At 67.8% G+C, this 15,677-nt stretch carries 16 protein-coding genes and 1 pseudogene; all 17 read left to right on the plus strand.

Annotated elements, in window-relative coordinates; all coding sequences use genetic code 11:
* Positions 1 to 18 precede the first annotated feature (18 nt).
* A complete protein-coding gene (gene fdh3B, locus DFQ59_RS15665) occupies positions 19 to 657 on the plus strand; it encodes a formate dehydrogenase FDH3 subunit beta (RefSeq protein WP_114280664.1) in 639 nt (212 codons plus the stop codon).
* Positions 658 to 724: 67 nt separating this feature from the next.
* Positions 725 to 1,783: a formate dehydrogenase subunit gamma gene (locus DFQ59_RS15670; RefSeq protein ID WP_114280665.1), complete on the plus strand. Its 1,059-nt coding sequence runs from the start codon at positions 725 to 727 to the stop codon at positions 1,781 to 1,783.
* A 21-nt stretch (positions 1,784 to 1,804) separates the two neighbouring features.
* The gene (locus tag DFQ59_RS15675) at positions 1,805 to 2,446 is read left to right on the plus strand and encodes a hypothetical protein (protein ID WP_114280666.1); all 642 of its coding nucleotides are present in this window, start codon (positions 1,805 to 1,807) and stop codon (positions 2,444 to 2,446) included.
* 19 nt (positions 2,447 to 2,465) lie between these two features.
* A complete protein-coding gene (locus DFQ59_RS15680) occupies positions 2,466 to 3,734 on the plus strand; it encodes a (Fe-S)-binding protein (protein WP_114280667.1) in 1,269 nt (422 codons plus the stop codon).
* 308 nt (positions 3,735 to 4,042) lie between these two features.
* Positions 4,043 to 4,363 (plus strand): V-type proton ATPase subunit G, encoded by a 321-nt coding sequence (locus tag DFQ59_RS15685; RefSeq protein ID WP_114280668.1) that lies wholly within the window; start codon positions 4,043 to 4,045, stop codon positions 4,361 to 4,363.
* Positions 4,364 to 4,366: 3 nt separating this feature from the next.
* Positions 4,367 to 5,407 (plus strand): V-type ATPase subunit, encoded by a 1,041-nt coding sequence (locus DFQ59_RS15690; protein ID WP_114280669.1) that lies wholly within the window; start codon positions 4,367 to 4,369, stop codon positions 5,405 to 5,407.
* An 11-nt stretch (positions 5,408 to 5,418) separates the two neighbouring features.
* Positions 5,419 to 7,338: a V-type ATP synthase subunit I gene (locus DFQ59_RS15695; protein WP_114280670.1), complete on the plus strand. Its 1,920-nt coding sequence runs from the start codon at positions 5,419 to 5,421 to the stop codon at positions 7,336 to 7,338.
* A 47-nt stretch (positions 7,339 to 7,385) separates the two neighbouring features.
* Positions 7,386 to 7,841 (plus strand): ATP synthase subunit C, encoded by a 456-nt coding sequence (locus tag DFQ59_RS15700; RefSeq protein ID WP_114280671.1) that lies wholly within the window; start codon positions 7,386 to 7,388, stop codon positions 7,839 to 7,841.
* On the plus strand, positions 7,838 to 8,158 hold the full coding sequence (locus tag DFQ59_RS15705; protein ID WP_211314969.1) for a V-type ATP synthase subunit F: 321 nt from the start codon (positions 7,838 to 7,840) through the stop codon (positions 8,156 to 8,158). The genes DFQ59_RS15700 and DFQ59_RS15705 overlap by 4 nt, the downstream gene beginning before the upstream one ends.
* The gene (locus DFQ59_RS15710; RefSeq protein WP_245937292.1) at positions 8,155 to 8,808 is read left to right on the plus strand and encodes a V-type ATP synthase subunit E; all 654 of its coding nucleotides are present in this window, start codon (positions 8,155 to 8,157) and stop codon (positions 8,806 to 8,808) included. Before DFQ59_RS15705 ends, DFQ59_RS15710 begins: the two co-directional genes overlap by 4 nt.
* Positions 8,801 to 10,597, plus strand: a complete 1,797-nt coding sequence (locus DFQ59_RS15715) for a V-type ATP synthase subunit A (RefSeq protein WP_114280673.1) — start codon at positions 8,801 to 8,803, stop codon at positions 10,595 to 10,597. The genes DFQ59_RS15710 and DFQ59_RS15715 overlap by 8 nt, the downstream gene beginning before the upstream one ends.
* Positions 10,594 to 12,012: a V-type ATP synthase subunit B gene (locus tag DFQ59_RS15720; protein WP_114280674.1), complete on the plus strand. Its 1,419-nt coding sequence runs from the start codon at positions 10,594 to 10,596 to the stop codon at positions 12,010 to 12,012. The genes DFQ59_RS15715 and DFQ59_RS15720 overlap by 4 nt, the downstream gene beginning before the upstream one ends.
* Entirely contained in the window at positions 11,997 to 12,617 is a 621-nt protein-coding gene (locus tag DFQ59_RS15725) for a V-type ATP synthase subunit D (RefSeq protein ID WP_114280675.1), read from the plus strand. The genes DFQ59_RS15720 and DFQ59_RS15725 overlap by 16 nt, the downstream gene beginning before the upstream one ends.
* A 374-nt stretch (positions 12,618 to 12,991) precedes the next feature.
* Complete coding sequence (locus DFQ59_RS15730; RefSeq protein WP_114280676.1) at positions 12,992 to 13,423, plus strand: hypothetical protein; 432 nt, start codon at positions 12,992 to 12,994, stop codon at positions 13,421 to 13,423.
* 221 nt (positions 13,424 to 13,644) lie between these two features.
* Positions 13,645 to 14,634 (plus strand): Lpg1974 family pore-forming outer membrane protein, encoded by a 990-nt coding sequence (locus tag DFQ59_RS15735; RefSeq protein ID WP_147275272.1) that lies wholly within the window; start codon positions 13,645 to 13,647, stop codon positions 14,632 to 14,634.
* 82 nt (positions 14,635 to 14,716) lie between these two features.
* Positions 14,717 to 14,968, plus strand: a pseudogene (locus DFQ59_RS15740) (ATP synthase beta subunit C-terminal domain-containing protein); the annotation flags it as partial.
* Positions 14,953 to 15,573: a V-type ATP synthase subunit D gene (locus DFQ59_RS15745; RefSeq protein WP_114280678.1), complete on the plus strand. Its 621-nt coding sequence runs from the start codon at positions 14,953 to 14,955 to the stop codon at positions 15,571 to 15,573. The pseudogene DFQ59_RS15740 and the gene DFQ59_RS15745, both read left to right, overlap by 16 nt.
* The last annotated feature ends 104 nt before the right edge of the window (positions 15,574 to 15,677 follow it).

The following is a 15,677-nucleotide window of genomic DNA, read 5'->3' on the forward strand; positions in this document are numbered from 1 at the left end:
ACTCGAGGAGAACTGGCAATGGCACGTATGAAATTCCTGTGTGACGCCGAGCGCTGCATCGAGTGCAACGGTTGTGTCACCGCCTGCAAGAACGAGCACGAGGTGCCCTGGGGGGTCAACCGGCGCCGCGTGGTGACCATCAACGACGGCGAGCCCGGCGAGCGCTCCATGTCGGTGGCCTGCATGCACTGCTCCGACGCGCCCTGCGCCGCGGTCTGCCCGGTGGACTGCTTCTACACCACCGAGGACGGCGTGGTCCTGCACGACAAGGACATCTGCATCGGCTGCGGCTACTGCTTCTACGCCTGTCCGTTCGGCGCCCCCCAGTTCCCGACCGCCGGGGCCTACGGCTCCCGTGGCGCGATGGACAAGTGCACCTTCTGCGGCGGCGGTCCGGAGCCCGACGGCTCGGCCGAGGAGTTCAAGAAGTACGGCCGCAACCGCCTGTCCGAGGGACGGCTGCCCCTGTGCGCGGAGATGTGCTCCACCAAGGCCCTGCTGGCCGGCGACGGCGACAAGGTCTCCGACATCTTCCGCGAGCGGGTCACCTACCGGGGCATCGGGACGCTGGCCTGGGGCTGGGGGGTCGCCTACGGGAAGGGCGGTGTGCGCCAGTCCGCGGGTCTCGGCGGCAAGGCCTCCAGCACCAAGGAGTGAGCAGGCAGGCGGAGCGGTGCGGGGCCAGGTGCGCCCGCACCGGTCCGGTCTCTGAGAAGGAGTGCCCATGGGCAAGAAGAGTCCCGAGGACGCCGGGCGCCGGCGCCGGATGATGTTCCGCGCCTTCGCGCTGATGCTGGCCGCGGTGCTGCTGTTGCCGCTGGTGCCCTACGCGGTGGCGTATGTCGGCGGCATCACCAACCCCAATCCCGGCGCCGACCTGTGGCGCCAGGTGCGGCAGCGGGAGGCGCCGCCCGAGGTGCGCACCCAGGTGCAGGGGGTGGACACCAGCGTCCTGATCAATGCCCGCGGGGAGAGCTGGCGGCAGTTCCGCATGGAGCAGCTCATTCCCTGGAGCGGCTGGTTCCTGGGCGGAATGCTGGTGGCCATCGCCCTGTTCTACCTGCTGCGCGGGCGCATCCGCATCGACAATGGCCGCAGCGGCATCCTGGTCCAGCGCTTCACGGTGAACCAGCGCATGGCCCACTGGTTCATGGCGGTGGTGTTCACCATCCTCGGCCTCACCGGGCTGGTGCTGCTCTACGGCCGCTTCGTCCTCATCCCCCTGCTGGGTCCGGAGGGCTTCTCGGTCACCGCCGCGGCCTGCAAGGAGATCCACAACCTGTTCGGTCCCATCTTCCCGCTGGCGGTGCTGCTGATCATGTTCTATTTCGTGCGCGGCAACGGTTTCCGCTGGGTGGACTTCAAGTGGCTGGCCAAGGGCGGCGGACTGCTCGGCGGACACGCCAGCGCCGGCCATTTCAACATGGGGCAGAAACTCTGGTTCTGGGGCACGCTGCTGTTCGGGCTGTCGCTGGTGGTCTCCGGCCTGATTCTCGACTTCCCGGTCTTCGGCCAGGGCCGGCCCATCATGGAGTGGGCCCACTTCTCCCACGGCATCGCCGCGGTGCTGTTCATCGGCGGCGCCTTCGCCCACTCCTACATCGGCACCCTGGGCATGGAAGGCGCCCTGGAGGCGATGACCAACGGCTACGTGGACGCCAACTGGGCGAAGGAGCACCACGACCTCTGGTATGCGCAGATGGAGGCCGAGGGCAAGGTGGGCGTGGCGCCCGGGCAGGAAGCGCCGGCATCCCCCGGCAGCCCCGAGACGGCGGGCGGTTGAGGTTCCCTGGAGAGAGCGATCATGTTTCTGGATTTCGTCGAAGGGCCCCTCTGGTACACGGCGGTGGCGGTGTTCCTGGTCGGGGTGGCCTGGCGCCTGGCGGCCATCGCCCGCGCCGGACTGAAGGACGACCTTTCGGTCCCGCGCACCTCGGGCACCCCGGGCGCCGTGGCGACCGTGTTCCGCCGCTTTCTGCCGCACCGGGAGTTCATGCGTCCCGCCGCGTTCCAGATGGTCGCGGGCTACGCCTTCCACATCGGCCTGTTCGTGCTGGTCCTGTTCGCCGCCCCGCACGTGGAGTTCATCGAGCAGCGCATCCTCGGTTTCGGCTGGACCCCGGCGCCCCACTGGGTGTTCCTGCTGGCGGCGAATTTCGCCTTCGCCGGCCTGCTGCTGCTGTGGCTGCGGCGCATGCTCGACCCGGTGCTGCGGCGCATTTCGACCCTGGACGATCACATCGGCACCGGCCTGACCTTCGTGGTGATGTTCACCGGCTGCATGGCGCTGTTCGAATCCCATGACTTCCTGCGCGCCCTGCACATGCTGTTCGTGGATCTCCTGCTCATCTACTTCCCCTTCAGCCGCCTGATGCACGCCTTCACCTTCATCTTCAGCCGCGGCTTCACCGGCGCCACCATGGCGCGCAAGGGGGTGAGCGCATGAACCCCGAGGGAGCCCAGTCATGAGTGAACGCTTCGAGCAGGGCGTGGCGGCGCTGCGGCGCCAGATGGACGCCCGCATCGTCTCCTACTTCTCCAGCTGCGTGCACTGCGGCCTGTGCGCCGAGGCGTGCCTGTTCTACACCGAGACCGGGGACCCGAAATACACGCCCATCTACAAGCTCGAGCCCATGCGCAAGCTGTGGCGCCAGGAGAACACCTTCTGGGGGAAGCTGGGAGTGAAGCTCGGCCTCACCGAGCCCCTCACCGAGCAGGACCTGGCCGACTGGGAAACCCTGGTCTACGACAGCTGCACCCTGTGCGGGCGCTGCTCCATGGTCTGCCCGGTGGGCAACGACATCGCCTACATGATCCGCAAGGAGCGCGAGGGCATGTCGGCGGCCGGCTACGCGCCGGACGGGATGAAGGAGGCCACCCGCCGGGCGCTCGAGATCGGCAGCCCCATGGGCGTCACCCTCAAGACCCTGCAGGCCACCCTCAAGGGGGTGGAGCGCAACACCGGCCTCACCATCCCGGTGGACGTGCAGGGGGCGGAGTACATGACCCTGTTCTCCTCCATGGAGGTGGTGAACTTCCCCGAGTACATCGAGAGCATCGCCCGCATCTTCGCCGCCGCGGGGGTCTCCTGGACCATCAGCAGCGAGGCGTTCGAGGCCACCAACAGCGGCATCCAGATCGGCGACTCGAAGGCCGCCGGCGAGCTGGTGGGGCGGGTGGTGTCCGCCGCCGAGAAGCTGGGCGTGCAGACTGTCATCAGCCCCGAGTGCGGCCACGCCTTCACCGCCATCCGCTGGGAGGGCGCCAACCTCATCGGCCGCCCGCTGCCGTTCAGGGTGATCCACATCCTCGAGCTGCTCGAGCAGCTCAAGGAGGAGGGGCGGCTGAAGCTGGAGGGGCAGACCGACATCCGCCTCACCTTCCACGACCCGTGCCAGATCGTGCGCCGCGGCGGGGTGGTGGAGCAGCCGCGGCAGCTGCTCCGGGAGGTGGCCCCCGGGTTCGTGGAGATGCGCGATCACGGCGTCATGAACTGGTGCTGCGGGGGCGGGGGCGGCGTCTCGGCCAACGAGCGGGCCGAGCCCCTGCGGCTGCAGGCGTTCCAGCGCAAGAAGAAGCAGCTCGACGAGCTGGGGGTCGAGACCATGGTCACCGCCTGCGCCAACTGCCGCATCATCCTCGAGGAGGGCATCGAGCACTACGGCATGGACGTGCAGGTCACCGGCCTCACCGAGCTCCTGGCGGAGCACCTGGCCGGGTCCGCCAGGTCCTGAGTGCCGGCCCGGCGCCGGTCCGGAAGTCCCCGCCCATACCAGACCTTCCCGCCGGGGCTGTCCAGGTGACAGCCCCGCCGCTCTTGCCTACCCTTTACTCAACCGGTCCTTCCAGGTCTTGGAACAGCATTGTTTGGGTACTCAGCGCGATTATCGTTCCGACTTCTGATCTATGTCATGACCGGAGGAAAATATTCGCGTTAGCTTATATTCCGGCGGGCCGGCACGGCCCCCGGACCAGCACCGATAACCACAACGAGCGATTGTCCGCCGACCGGACACTACGCCCGGGACAGCTGGGAGGCTGTATGGAAGACACCCTGAAGCGGCTCCTCGACGCCGAGGTGCATGCCGAGAAGCTGGTGCAGGAGGCGGATGCCGAGCGCGAGCGCCTGATACGCCAGGCGCTGGCCGACGCCCGGGCCGCCGAGGAGCAGTTCGACGCCCGTATCCCGGAACTCCACGCCGCCTTCGTCAGCAAGGCCGAGGGGCGCGCGGAGCAGACTGTCAGCGAGCTGAAGCGCCGCTACGCCGAGCGCAGCCGCTACCTGCGCAGCCTGGCCGAGGAGCGCGAGGCGGTGGCCGTGGAGGCGGTCCTCGATCTGATCATCAACCCCGAGCGGGACTGAGCCATGGGTGCGGTCGCCCGCTATGCCTACCTCAACGCGAGGGTCTCGGTGATGGCCGCCCGGCTGCTGCCCGAGGCCCAGATCGAGTCCCTCATCGAACAGCCCCTGCGCGAGGGGGCCGGCATGCTCGCCGAGTCCGGCGTCGACCTGGGGCTGGACGAGAGCGAAATCGAGCCCACGGTGCTCGAACAGGCCTGGCTGCTCTCCCTGCTCGAGGATCTGAAGGTGCTCGGCCGCTGCCTCAGCGGCAATGCCCGTGACCTGCTCATCTACTGGATCCGGCGCTTCGAGCTGGGCAACCTGAAAGCCATCATCCGCGGCAAGATGGCCGGCAGCTCCGCCGCGGCCATCCGCGAGGAGCTGCTCGATCTCGGCTCCTTCACCACCCTCAGGCTGGACCAGCTGCTGGCCTCCGAGGACGTGGCCGAGCTGCTGCGCCTGCTGGAGGACACGCCCTACGGCGACATCGCCCGCCAGGCCCGCGCCGTGTTCGAGGAGCGCCATGACTCCTTCATGCTCGACGCGGCCCTGGATAGGCGCTACTACGCCGGCCTGGCCAAGCGGGTGAAGGCCTTCCGCGGCGAGGATCGGCAGCATCTCGATCGCCTGCTGGGCGCCGTCATCGACCACGTCAACCTGGTCTGGCTGCTGCGCTACCGGCTCGCCTACGGCCTGCCGCCGGCGGAGACCTACTACCTGCTGGTGCAGGGCGGCTACCGCATCTCCAGCAGCGACTGGCAGGAGCTGGCCCGGATGGGGAGCCTGCTCGAGGTGCTGGAGGCCCTGCCGCCCGGCCTGCGCGAACTGCTGGACGGGGCGGATACCGTCAGCGAGGTGCAGCTGCGGCTGGAGCAGGAGAGCCGCCGGATCGCCGAGAGCATCCTGACCCGCACGGCCTTCAACCTGGCCCGTGCGCTGGCCTACCTGGTGCTGCGGGAGAAGGAGATGCACCAGGTGCTGGCGGTGCTCAAGGGTCGCCGGCTCGGGTTGAGTCCGTCGCTGATCCGGTTCGCCGCCGGGTTCGCGGCCCTGGGCGCCGTTTAGGGAGACTGCCCATGTTCCGGCCATTGCCCATGCAGCGGGTCACTCTCCAGGTGCTGCGCGAGGATGCGCCCCATGCCGCCCTGGTGCTGGCGGAAAACGGCCTGTTCGATCCCGAGCCCAGCCACAAGCTCGAGGAGCAGCTGCCCGAGGCGCCGAGCGAGCACTACCGCGAGCTCTACCGCAGCGCCCGCGCACGGCTCGACAAGATTCTCGCCTGCTGCGGCCTGCTGCGGGAGGAGCCCCTCACCCGGACCCGGGTGGTGGAGGAGCAGGAGCTGGAGCAGGTCAACGAACGGCTGGGCGAGCTGTGGCGGGAGCTGTCGGAAAAGGAGGAGCGGCTGCACCGCCTCCAGGAGGAGCGCAAGAGCGCCGAGCAGCTGCTCGGGACCCTGGACAAGTTCTCCAACCTGGACCTGGACCTGGGCCTGCTGCAGGGGCAGAAGCGGTTCCTCGATATCCACATCGGCACCCTGCCCTCGGCCAACCTGCAGCGCCTGAGCGAGGCGGCCGGCCTGGCCGGCTACTTCATGAAGCCGTTCCTCGAGAATGAGGAGACCGCCTACGTGGTGGTGGCGGGCCCCATGGGCCAGCAGCAGGAGGAGCTCAACCGCCTGCTCGAGGCCGCCGGGTTCCACCCCCTGACCATCCCGGGCGAGTTCCGCGATCATCCCGAGAAGGTCCGTTCCGGCCTCGATCAGCGCATCCGGCGCAACGAGGAGGAGTTCGCGGCGCTGGACCGCGAAATCCAGGCCCGGGCGGTGCGCTACCGCGACGAGCTCACCTACCTGGAGGAGACGCTGGAGCTGGCCCAGCCCTACGCCGAGCTCACCGACGCCCTGCGCGGGCGCGGCGGCCTGTCGCTCATCAGCGGCTGGGTGCCGACGCGGGAGCTGCCGCGACTGCAGTCCCTGCTGGAGGAGGCCCTGCCCCATCCCTTCGTGCTCGACGCGCGCGACCCGTTCCCCGACGAACGCTCCCGGGTGCCCTCGTTCGTGCGCCATTCGCGCCTGCTGCGCCCCTTCGCCGAGCTGGTGAAGAACTACGGGGTGCCGCGCTACGGCGAGGTGGACCCCACCGTGCTCTTCGCGCTGACCTTCACCGCCATGTTCGGCATGATGTTCGGCGACGTGGGCCACGGACTGATCTTCACCGCCGCGGGGATCTACCTCCTGTTCACCCCCCTGCGCCGCTTCAGCCCCTGCGTGGTGGGCGCGGGCCTCTCCTCCACCCTGTTCGGCTTCCTCTACGGCAGCGTCTTCGGCTACGAGGAGATCATCCACCCGATCTGGGTGGCGCCGCTCTCCGACCCCATGCTGATGCTCACCGTGGCGCTCTACTGGGGCGTGGGCTTCATCCTGCTGGTGACCGCCATCACGGTCATCAACCGCATCAGCGACGGGCGCTGGCTCGATGCGCTGCTGGACGGCAAGGGCGTGGCCGGCGGGCTGCTCTACCTGGGCGGGCTGGCGCTGGGCCAGAGCTGGTTCAGCGGCGAGCCGGTGGGCTGGCTCCACTGGGTCGGGGTGGCGGCGCCGCTGGGGGTCATCCTCGGCTACAGCTGGCGCCACCAGAAGGCGGGCCTGGGGGAGAAGATCCTGGTGGTGTTCATGGAGGGCTTCGAGACCCTGCTCGGCTACATTGCCAACACGCTCTCGTTCCTGCGCGTGGCGGCCTTCAGCCTCAACCACGTGGCGCTCGCCATCGCCGTGTTCACCCTGGCCGAGATGATGGGGACCACGGGGCACTGGATCACGGTGGTGCTGGGCAACGTGTTCATCATGGTCCTGGAGGGCGCCATCGTCGCCATCCAGGTGCTGCGACTGGAGTACTACGAAGGGTTCTCGCGCTTCTTCGGCGGCGAGGGGAGGGAGTTCTGCCCGCTCAAGCTGCAGACGCGCAAGCCGGGCGGCAAGGCAACCGGCGCCGGGTGAACGGGCGGCGGCTGGTGACCGATTGACTGACTGACAAGGAGATGACCATGTACTGGCTGGTGGGACTGATGACGGCGAGCCTGGTGGGGATCATGGCCCTCGGGGTCTACCTGGAGTTCCGGCCCCTGACCCGGGGCAGCAACGGCCCCGGCTGGCTGAAGGGCACGCTGGGGGTGAACCTGCTGACCTTCGTGCTGGCGGAGATCGGCCTGCTGGTGGTGGGCATGCAGGATGTCCTGGCCCAGCCGGCGGCGGCAGCGGCGGGCGCCGCCCCCGAGATCTCGGTGGGCATGGGGCTGGCGCTGATCGGCACCGGCATCCCCACCGCGCTGGCCACCATCGGCGCGGGCATCGCCGTGGGCCCGGTGGGCGCCGCGGCCCTGGCCGTCATCGCCGAGAAGCCCGAGGTGTTCGGCCGCAGCCTCATCTATCTCGGCCTCGCCGAGGGCATCGCCATCTACGGCCTGGTGGTCACCATCCTCATGCTGGGCCGGCTGGGATGAAGAACATCGCCATGGGCAGCGCCGCGCTCACCCGCGGCTTCGCCCTGCTGGGTTTCGAGACCTATCCGGACGCCACCCCCGAACTGGTGGAGAAGGTCCTGGAGGGTCTGGTCAACCGGCGTGAAAAGGCGCTGGTGCTGCTCGAGCACCAGCTGGCCCGGAGCCACGGCCCCGTCCTGGCCCAGGTGCGCAGCGAAGGCGGGCGCATCGTCGTGGGCGAGGTGCCGCCGCTCGCCACCCCGGCCGATTACCATCCGCCGGTGGAGGACCTGGTGCGGCGGATTCTCGGGCCCTCGGCACTGGAGGAGCAACCGTGAGCGAAACCGAACGAGTCGGCGAACTGGAATCCGCGTTGATTATGCGGGCCCGGACACTGGCCGAGGAATACCTGGAGCGGGGCCGGCGCAGCGCCGACCACGTCATGGAGGACGCCAACGCCCGCCTGCGCCTGCGCGAGGAGCGCGAAGTGCTGGCGGCCAAGTCCGACGCGGAGCGTTCCTACCGGCGCCGGGTGCAGGCCGCCGAGCTGAAGCTGCAGGAGGAGATCGACCACCTGCGCTGGACCCTGGCCCAGTCGGTGCTCGACGGTCTGAACGACCGTCTCGAAGCCCTGGTGGCCGACAACGACCGCTACCTGCCGGTGCTCAAGGCCCTGCTGAAACAGGGCATCGACGCCATCGACGCGCCGGAGCTGGTCATCCGGGTCAGCCGCAACGACCTGGAGTGGCTGCGGGAGTTCTGGGACGAGTTCGCCCAGGAACTCGCGCCGGGCCGCAAGCTGGTGCTCTCGGACGAGGCGCTGGAGACCGCCGTGGGCGGCGCGCTCATCCACACCCCGGACGACCGGATGCGGGTCAACAACACCTTCGAGGGCCGCTGCCAGCGTCTGCGGGAGGCCACCCACGAGCAGGTGATGGAGAGCCTGTTCGCCGGCGCCGGCCCCATGGGAGTGCTCTTCAATGGGTAGGATACTGGACATCAACGGTCCCATCGTCACCGTCGAGCTGCCCGGCGTGCGCAGCGGCGAGCAGGTGCGCATCGGCGAGATCGGCCTGGTGGGCGAGGTCATCGGCCTGGACGGTCCGCGGGCCGTGGTGCAGGTGTACGAGTCCACCGAGGGCGTCAAGCCCGGCCAGGAGGCCAGCGGTCTCGGCCATCCCCTCTCGGTGGAGCTGGGGCCCGGGCTGCTGGGACAGATCTTCGACGGCGTCCAGCGGCCCCTGGCCAAGGTGTTCGAGGCCAGCGGCGACTACATCACCCGCGGCCTCGCCATCCCGGCGCTGGACCGGGAGCGCAGCTGGGCCTTCACCCCCGTCGAGGGGCTGGAGCCGGGCGCCGAGATTCGCGGCGGGGCGGTGCTCGGCAGCGTGCCGGAGACCGCCACCATCACCCACCGGGTGCTGGTGCCGCCGCACCAGTCCGGCGAGCTGCTGGAGCTGGCGCCGGCCGGCGAGTACACGGTGGACGACGTGGTGGCGCGGGTGCGCGGGGCCGACGGCCGGGTGCACAAGCTGCACCTGTTCCACCGCTGGCCGGTGCGCACCCCCCGGCCCTACACCCGCCGCGATCACGCCGTGGCGCCGCTGGTGACGGGGCAGCGCATCCTGGACACCTTCTTCCCCCTCCTCAAGGGCGGCAAGGGCGCGGTGCCGGGTCCCTTCGGCGCCGGCAAGACCATGGTGCAGCAGCAGATCACCCGCTGGGCCAACGCCGACATCGTCATCTACGTGGGCTGCGGCGAGCGCGGCAACGAGCTGGTGGAGGTGCTGGAGACCTTTCCCGAGCTGACCGACCCCCATACCGGGCGCTCGCTCATGGAGCGCACCCTGCTGGTGGCCAACACCTCCAACATGCCGGTGGTGGCCCGCGAGGCCTCCATCTACGTGGGGGTGACCATCGCCGAGTACTACCGCGACCAGGGCTTCGACGTGGTGATGGTGGCCGACTCCACCAGCCGCTGGGCCGAGGCCCTGCGCGAGGTGGCCGGGCGCCTTGGGCAGATGCCGGTGGAGGAGGGCTACCCCGCCTATCTCGCCTCGCGGCTGGCGGCCTTCTACGAACGCGCCGGACGCATGCAGACCCTGGCCGGGGATCGCGGCTCGGTGACCGTCATCGGCGCGGTCTCGCCCCCCGGCGGCGACTTCTCCGAGCCGGTCACCAGCCACACCAAGGAGATCGTGCAGACCTTCTGGGCGCTCTCCAAGGAGCTGGCCGACGCCCGCCACTACCCGGCGGTGGACTGGAAGGACAGCTTCTCCGACTCGGTGGACGTGGCCGCCCGCTGGTGGCATGCCGAGGTGGACAAGCGCTGGCACCGCTACCGCGCCAAGGCGCTGGCGCTGCTCAACGAGGCCGACGAACTGGCCCAGATCGTCAACCTGGTGGGGCCCGAGGCGCTCTCCTCGACCCAGCGCTGGACGCTGGAGTCCTCCGCGCTGGTGCGCGAGGGCGTCCTGCAGCAGAGCGCGCTGGACCCGGCCGACAGCTACTGCTCCACCGACAAGCAGTTCGCCCTGCTGGAGCTCATCCTCTCCATCCACCGCCGCGGGCAGGAGCTGCTGGACGCCGGCATCCCGGTGCAGCGGCTGCTGGATCTGCCCCTGCTGGCCCAGGCCCGGCGACTCAAGAGCCAGTACCCGAGCGAGCAGGTGGAGGAGGTCCGCGCCTTCGCCGAGGTCATCCGGGAGCAGTTCGACAATCTGCGCGTGGAGTGCACGCCCGCCGCCGCCCAGGCCGAGGGAGAACACCCGTCATGAAGGAGATTGAATTCCGTACCGCCGCCAGCGCCCGCGGGGCGCTGCTGTTCATGGCCAACGTCCCGGGCGTGGCCCTCGGCGACCGGGTCCAGGTACGCGACCGCCACGGCAACATCCGCAACGGCCAGGTCATCCAGACCGCCACCGAGCTGGTCATGGTGCAGGTCTTCGAGGGCACCGACGATCTCGACCTGGAGAGCACCTGGGTGCGGTTCCTGGAGCGTCCCTTCGAGGTGGCCCTCTCGCCCGATATCCTGGGCCGGGTATTCAACGGCGTGGGCCAGCCGCGCGACGGCCGCCCGCCCATCGTCTCCAGCCGCCACGCCAATGTGAACGGCGCGCCGGTGAACCCCACCGCGCGGGCCTACCCGCGGGAGTTCATGCAGACCGGCGTCTCCACCATCGACGGCCTCAACTCCCTGGTGCGCGGCCAGAAGCTGCCCATCTTCTCCGGCTCGGGCCTGCCCCACAACCGGCTGGCGGCCCAGATCGTGCGCCAGGCGAAGCTGCCGGGCGAGGAGTCCAACTTCGCCATCGTCTTCGCCGCCATGGGGGTCTCCCACACCGACGCGCGCTTCTTCCAGGAGAACTTCGCCAACAGCGGCGTGCTCGGCAACGTGGTGATGTTCACCAACCTGGCCGACGACCCGCCCATCGAGCGGCTCATCCTGCCGCGCGCGGCGCTCACCGCCGCGGAGTACCTGGCCTTCGAGCTGGACCGCCACGTGCTGGTGGTGCTCACCGACATGACCCACTACGCCGAGGCGCTGCGCGAAGTGGCCACCGCCAAGGGCGACGTGCCGGCGCGCAAGGGCTACCCGGGCTACCTCTACTCGGATCTGGCCGAGATCTACGAGCGCGCCGGGCGCATCAAGAACCGCCACGGCTCCATCACCATGGTGCCGGTGCTCTCCATGCCCTCGGACGACATCACCCACCCGATCCCGGATCTCACCGGCTACATCACCGAGGGGCAGATCGTGCTCTCCCGCGATCTCCACAACCAGGGCATCTACCCGCCTGTGACCATCATGCCCTCCCTGTCGCGGCTGATGAAGGACGGCATCGGCAAGGACGACACCCGCGAGGATCACGCCCGCGTATCGAGCCAGCTCTACGCCTCCTACGCCCGCGCCATCGAGGCGCGCAACCTCGCCTCCATCATCGGCGCCGAGGAGCTCTCCCGCCGCGACCGCCAGTACCTGCGCTTCGCCGACGAGTTCGAGCGGCGCTTCGTGGGGCAGGGCGAGGACGAGGACCGCTCCATCATCGAGACCCTGGATCTCGCCTGGGACCTGCTCTCCCTGCTGCCCCCCGACGCGCTGTCCCGGGTCAGCGAGGCGGATCTGGCCAAGTACCACCATCGCGGACCCGACGGCCCCGGCCCCGAGGAGCCTCAATGGCAAAGCGCCTGAAGATCCCGCCCACCAAGAGCGCGCTGCTGGGGCTGCGCCGGCAGGTGGACTTTCTCGACCAGGGCCACCGCCTGCTGGAGCGCAAGAAGGAGCTGCTCACCCGCCTGGTCTACCAGCGCCTCGGCCAGTACCGCAGCCTGCGCGGCGAGGCGCGCCGGGCCCTGTTGGAGGCCTACCGCTGGCTCGGAGTGACCACCCTGCGCATGAACACCCACGATCTCCGCCAGGTGGCGCTGGGCCTGGATCCCGCCATCACCGTGGAGATCATCCCCCGCCGCAGCCTCGGCGTGGAGTACCCCAGCGTCACCGCCGAGGTGCTCCCCCTGCAGCCGGTGGGGCTCATGAACACCGACCCCAGCCTCGACGAGACCCGCGCCCGCCTGGCCCAGGCCGCCGTCCTCCTCGCCCGCCTGGGCGAGTCCGAAACCGCCCTCTGGCGCCTGCTGGAAGAGCAGCGCAAGACTCAGAAGCGCGTCAACGCCCTCAAGTACAACATCATCCCCCGCTACCGCGAAACCATCCGCTACATCCAGTCCGTGCTGGAGGAGGAAGAGCGCAGCACGCTGTTCGTCATCAAGCGGCTGAGGGAGAAGAAGGTGGTTTGAGGGCGCCACGGCGTTGCCGGCGCTGCTGAAAGGCTTGTTAACCGCAGATTACGCTGATTTGCGCAGATTTTTCAGTGCATGCTGATGGCGTGTCGAGATGATGGACGCCCAGGCATGGGGTGCGGTGGTATTGTACGTGTTGGGTGGTTCGGTAAGATTTGACAGGCGGTTTCCTTTGCGGAACATTTCCGGTTATCACCAGGCCGGAATCTGCGGCCGATGTGGTTGGAATCTGGTAATACAGTGAGTTGTAGGCGGATGGCACGCGCTGCGTGAGCGTATTGGCGTGGTGATAAATGGAAGATGGCCGTTTATTGGTGATATATGGAATGTTTCCGTTGATTTGAACTGTTGGGCGTCAGGGATGTCGCGTCATGGATAGTCTGCACAATCCATTCATGCTTGCCGCAGCTCTCTTCAGCTTCGCGGCTGCTGCCCTTCATTTCGCATGCATCCCTTGGGGAGCGAACGGCTTTCGCATTCTCGGTGCGGGAACCACCATTGTTCGTATGGCTCAGGCCGGTCATTGGTATCCCCCCGTCATCGCCTTCGTCATCGGCTCCATCCTTACCGTGTGGGCACTCTATGCCCTATCTGCCGCCGGGTTCATTCAGCCGCTCCCTTCCTTGCGGCTCGCTCTCACTACCATTACTGTCATCTACCTGGTCCGCGCCCTGGCCTTTCCGCTTCTTAAGCCAGTGTTCCCCGGCAATTCGCCCACCTTCTGGCTTGTTTCCTCTGGCGTGTCCTTGGTCGTAGGTCTTGCGCATCTGCTCGGCCTCATTCAACTCTGGGAGCGCATCTGATGTTTAAGGGGTCGGTGACAAATGAGAATTATTACGATAGCAGGTTGTCGCTGGGGCTTGGAGTTCTCGTGTAATCCAATGGGTTGTTGTTTCAATGTCGGGCAAGGTCCAGAAAATTACGAAGATAATTTCAGACCGGATGATTGTTGGATGTGGGGTTACTTTTGTGAGGTCGATTCGGGATGTCCGGTGATGTCCTGAACTTTTCGGGAGGGAGACAAATGAAAGGCAATACCATGTCGATGCGGAACGTTTCCGTATTCAGGAAGGCGCCTCTGCCGCTTTCCGTCGTTTTCGCCGCTGTGGCGGTTTCCATGACGGCGGTTTCCGGCGCTGCGCTTGCCGAGGATGCGCCATCGAACGCGGAGCTCTACAAGATGCTGCTCGAGCTCAAGGCGGAGAACGCGCGCCTCAGGGAGGAGCTCGAAATGCAGCGCACCGCCGCGGTAAGCGGGCCGGCAACACCGGCCGCGATGACCGAGCCGACGGCAGCGGCGCCCGCCGCGGCATATACCTATCGTCGTGACAGGCCGAACTTCGAGCTCGGGGTCGAGGTGCCCTATCTGAGCCTGAGAACCAATCACGGCGCCGGGGAGCAGGCCGGCGGCAACGGCTGGTTCGACGAGTCGTTCGATCACGAGGCCGCCTACCGGTTGACCGCCTCCTATGTAACGGACGACGGGCTGGGTGTGCGTGGCCGCTACTTCCGCTATTCCGAGACGGTGACCCCCGGGCAGTTCTTCAAGACCAACCTGTATGACCTCGAACTGATGGCCGGCCTGGATGTGGAGAAGTGGAGCTTCACCGCGTTCGGGGGGCTGCGTGGCGGCGAGATCAAGTGGTCCGACGAGAACGGGGCATCCGGATTCGAGTTCGACGGTATCGGGTTCACGGTTGGCGCCGAGGCGCGGCGCTATTTCGGCCAGAACTTCGCGTTCCTCCTGGGCGCCCGCCACAGCCAGCTGTTCGGGGAAATCAAGGAACTCGCCAACTCGGATAAGAACAAGGACAACGTCGTCCCGATTACGGATCTGTACGCCGGGCTCGAATACGTGCGCAGCTTCAGCAACGGGAGCCGGCTGGGCATCGGGTTGGGATACGAGGCCGCGCTGTTCAGCAGCCTCAGCGGCAACGTCGACAACGATATCGACCCCGAGGATGTCGATATCAGCCTCACCGGGCCGCGACTCACGGTCAATTACGGCTTCTAGCCCCAAGACGGGATAAAAAGAAGGGGTCGGTGCGAATTTGTAATCATAAAGATTCTCATTTGTCACCGACCCCTTTTTTGCTCTGGGCGCCGAGGAGCTCTCCCGCCGCGACCGCCAGTACCTGCGCTTCGCCGACGAGTTCGAGCGGCGCTTCGTGGGGCAGGGCGAGGACGAGGATCGCTCCATCATCGAGACCCTGGATCTCGCCTGGGACCTGCTCTCCCTGCTGCCCCCCGACGCGCTGTCCCGGGTCAGCGAGGCGGATCTGGCCAAGTACCACCATCGCGGACCCGACGGCCCCGGCCCCGAGGAGCCCCAATGGCAAAGCGCCTGAAGATCCCGCCCACCAAGAGCGCGCTGCTGGGGCTGCGCCGGCAGGTGGACTTTCTCGACCAGGGCCACCGCCTGCTGGAGCGCAAGAAGGAGCTGCTCACCCGCCTGGTCTACCAGCGCCTCAACCAGTACCGCAGCCTGCGCGGCGAGGCGCGCCGGGCCCTGTTGGAGGCCTACCGCTGGCTCGGGGTGACCACCCTGCGCATGAACACCCACGATCTCCGCCAGGTGGCGCTGGGCCTGGAGCCCGCCATCACCGTGGAGATCATCCCCCGCCGCAGCCTCGGCGTGGAGTACCCCAGCGTCACCGCCGAGGTGCTCCCCCTGCAGCCGGTGGGGCTCATGAACACCGACCCCAGCCTCGACGAGACCCGCGCCCGCCTGGCCCAGGCCGCCGTCCTCCTCGCCCGCCTGGGCGAGTCCGAAACCGCCCTCTGGCGCCTGCTGGAAGAGCAGCGCAAGACCCAGAAGCGCGTCAACGCCCTCAAGTACAACATCATCCCCCGCTACCGCGAAACCATCCGCTACATCCAGTCCGTGCTGGAGGAGGAAGAGCGCAGCACGCTGTTCGTCATCAAGCGGCTGCGGGAGAAGAAGGTGGTTTGAGGGCGCCACGGCGTTGCCGGCGCTGCTGAAAGGCTTGTTAACCGCAGATTACGCTGATTTGCGCAGATTTTTCAGTGCATGCTGATGGCGTGTCGAGATGATGG

The organism is Thioalbus denitrificans (genome assembly GCF_003337735.1).
GTDB lineage: Bacteria > Pseudomonadota > Gammaproteobacteria > DSM-26407 > DSM-26407 > Thioalbus > Thioalbus denitrificans.

What these genes read in the sequence shown, in the direction of transcription:
- DFQ59_RS15725 (WP_114280675.1), top strand. Translation starts at nt 11,997, where the DNA reads ATGGCAAAGCGCCTGAAGATCCCGCCCACCAAGAGCGCGCTGCTGGGG.
- DFQ59_RS15690 (WP_114280669.1), top strand. Translation starts at nt 4,367, where the DNA reads ATGGGTGCGGTCGCCCGCTATGCCTACCTCAACGCGAGGGTCTCGGTG.
- DFQ59_RS15745 (WP_114280678.1), top strand. Translation starts at nt 14,953, where the DNA reads ATGGCAAAGCGCCTGAAGATCCCGCCCACCAAGAGCGCGCTGCTGGGG.
- DFQ59_RS15705 (WP_211314969.1), top strand. Translation starts at nt 7,838, where the DNA reads ATGAAGAACATCGCCATGGGCAGCGCCGCGCTCACCCGCGGCTTCGCC.
- DFQ59_RS15675 (WP_114280666.1), top strand. Translation starts at nt 1,805, where the DNA reads ATGTTTCTGGATTTCGTCGAAGGGCCCCTCTGGTACACGGCGGTGGCG.
- DFQ59_RS15670 (WP_114280665.1), top strand. Translation starts at nt 725, where the DNA reads ATGGGCAAGAAGAGTCCCGAGGACGCCGGGCGCCGGCGCCGGATGATG.
- DFQ59_RS15700 (WP_114280671.1), top strand. Translation starts at nt 7,386, where the DNA reads ATGTACTGGCTGGTGGGACTGATGACGGCGAGCCTGGTGGGGATCATG.
- DFQ59_RS15715 (WP_114280673.1), top strand. Translation starts at nt 8,801, where the DNA reads ATGGGTAGGATACTGGACATCAACGGTCCCATCGTCACCGTCGAGCTG.
- DFQ59_RS15680 (WP_114280667.1), top strand. Translation starts at nt 2,466, where the DNA reads ATGAGTGAACGCTTCGAGCAGGGCGTGGCGGCGCTGCGGCGCCAGATG.
- DFQ59_RS15735 (WP_147275272.1), top strand. Translation starts at nt 13,645, where the DNA reads ATGAAAGGCAATACCATGTCGATGCGGAACGTTTCCGTATTCAGGAAG.
- DFQ59_RS15695 (WP_114280670.1), top strand. Translation starts at nt 5,419, where the DNA reads ATGTTCCGGCCATTGCCCATGCAGCGGGTCACTCTCCAGGTGCTGCGC.
- DFQ59_RS15720 (WP_114280674.1), top strand. Translation starts at nt 10,594, where the DNA reads ATGAAGGAGATTGAATTCCGTACCGCCGCCAGCGCCCGCGGGGCGCTG.
- DFQ59_RS15730 (WP_114280676.1), top strand. Translation starts at nt 12,992, where the DNA reads ATGGATAGTCTGCACAATCCATTCATGCTTGCCGCAGCTCTCTTCAGC.
- fdh3B (WP_114280664.1), top strand. Translation starts at nt 19, where the DNA reads ATGGCACGTATGAAATTCCTGTGTGACGCCGAGCGCTGCATCGAGTGC.
- DFQ59_RS15685 (WP_114280668.1), top strand. Translation starts at nt 4,043, where the DNA reads ATGGAAGACACCCTGAAGCGGCTCCTCGACGCCGAGGTGCATGCCGAG.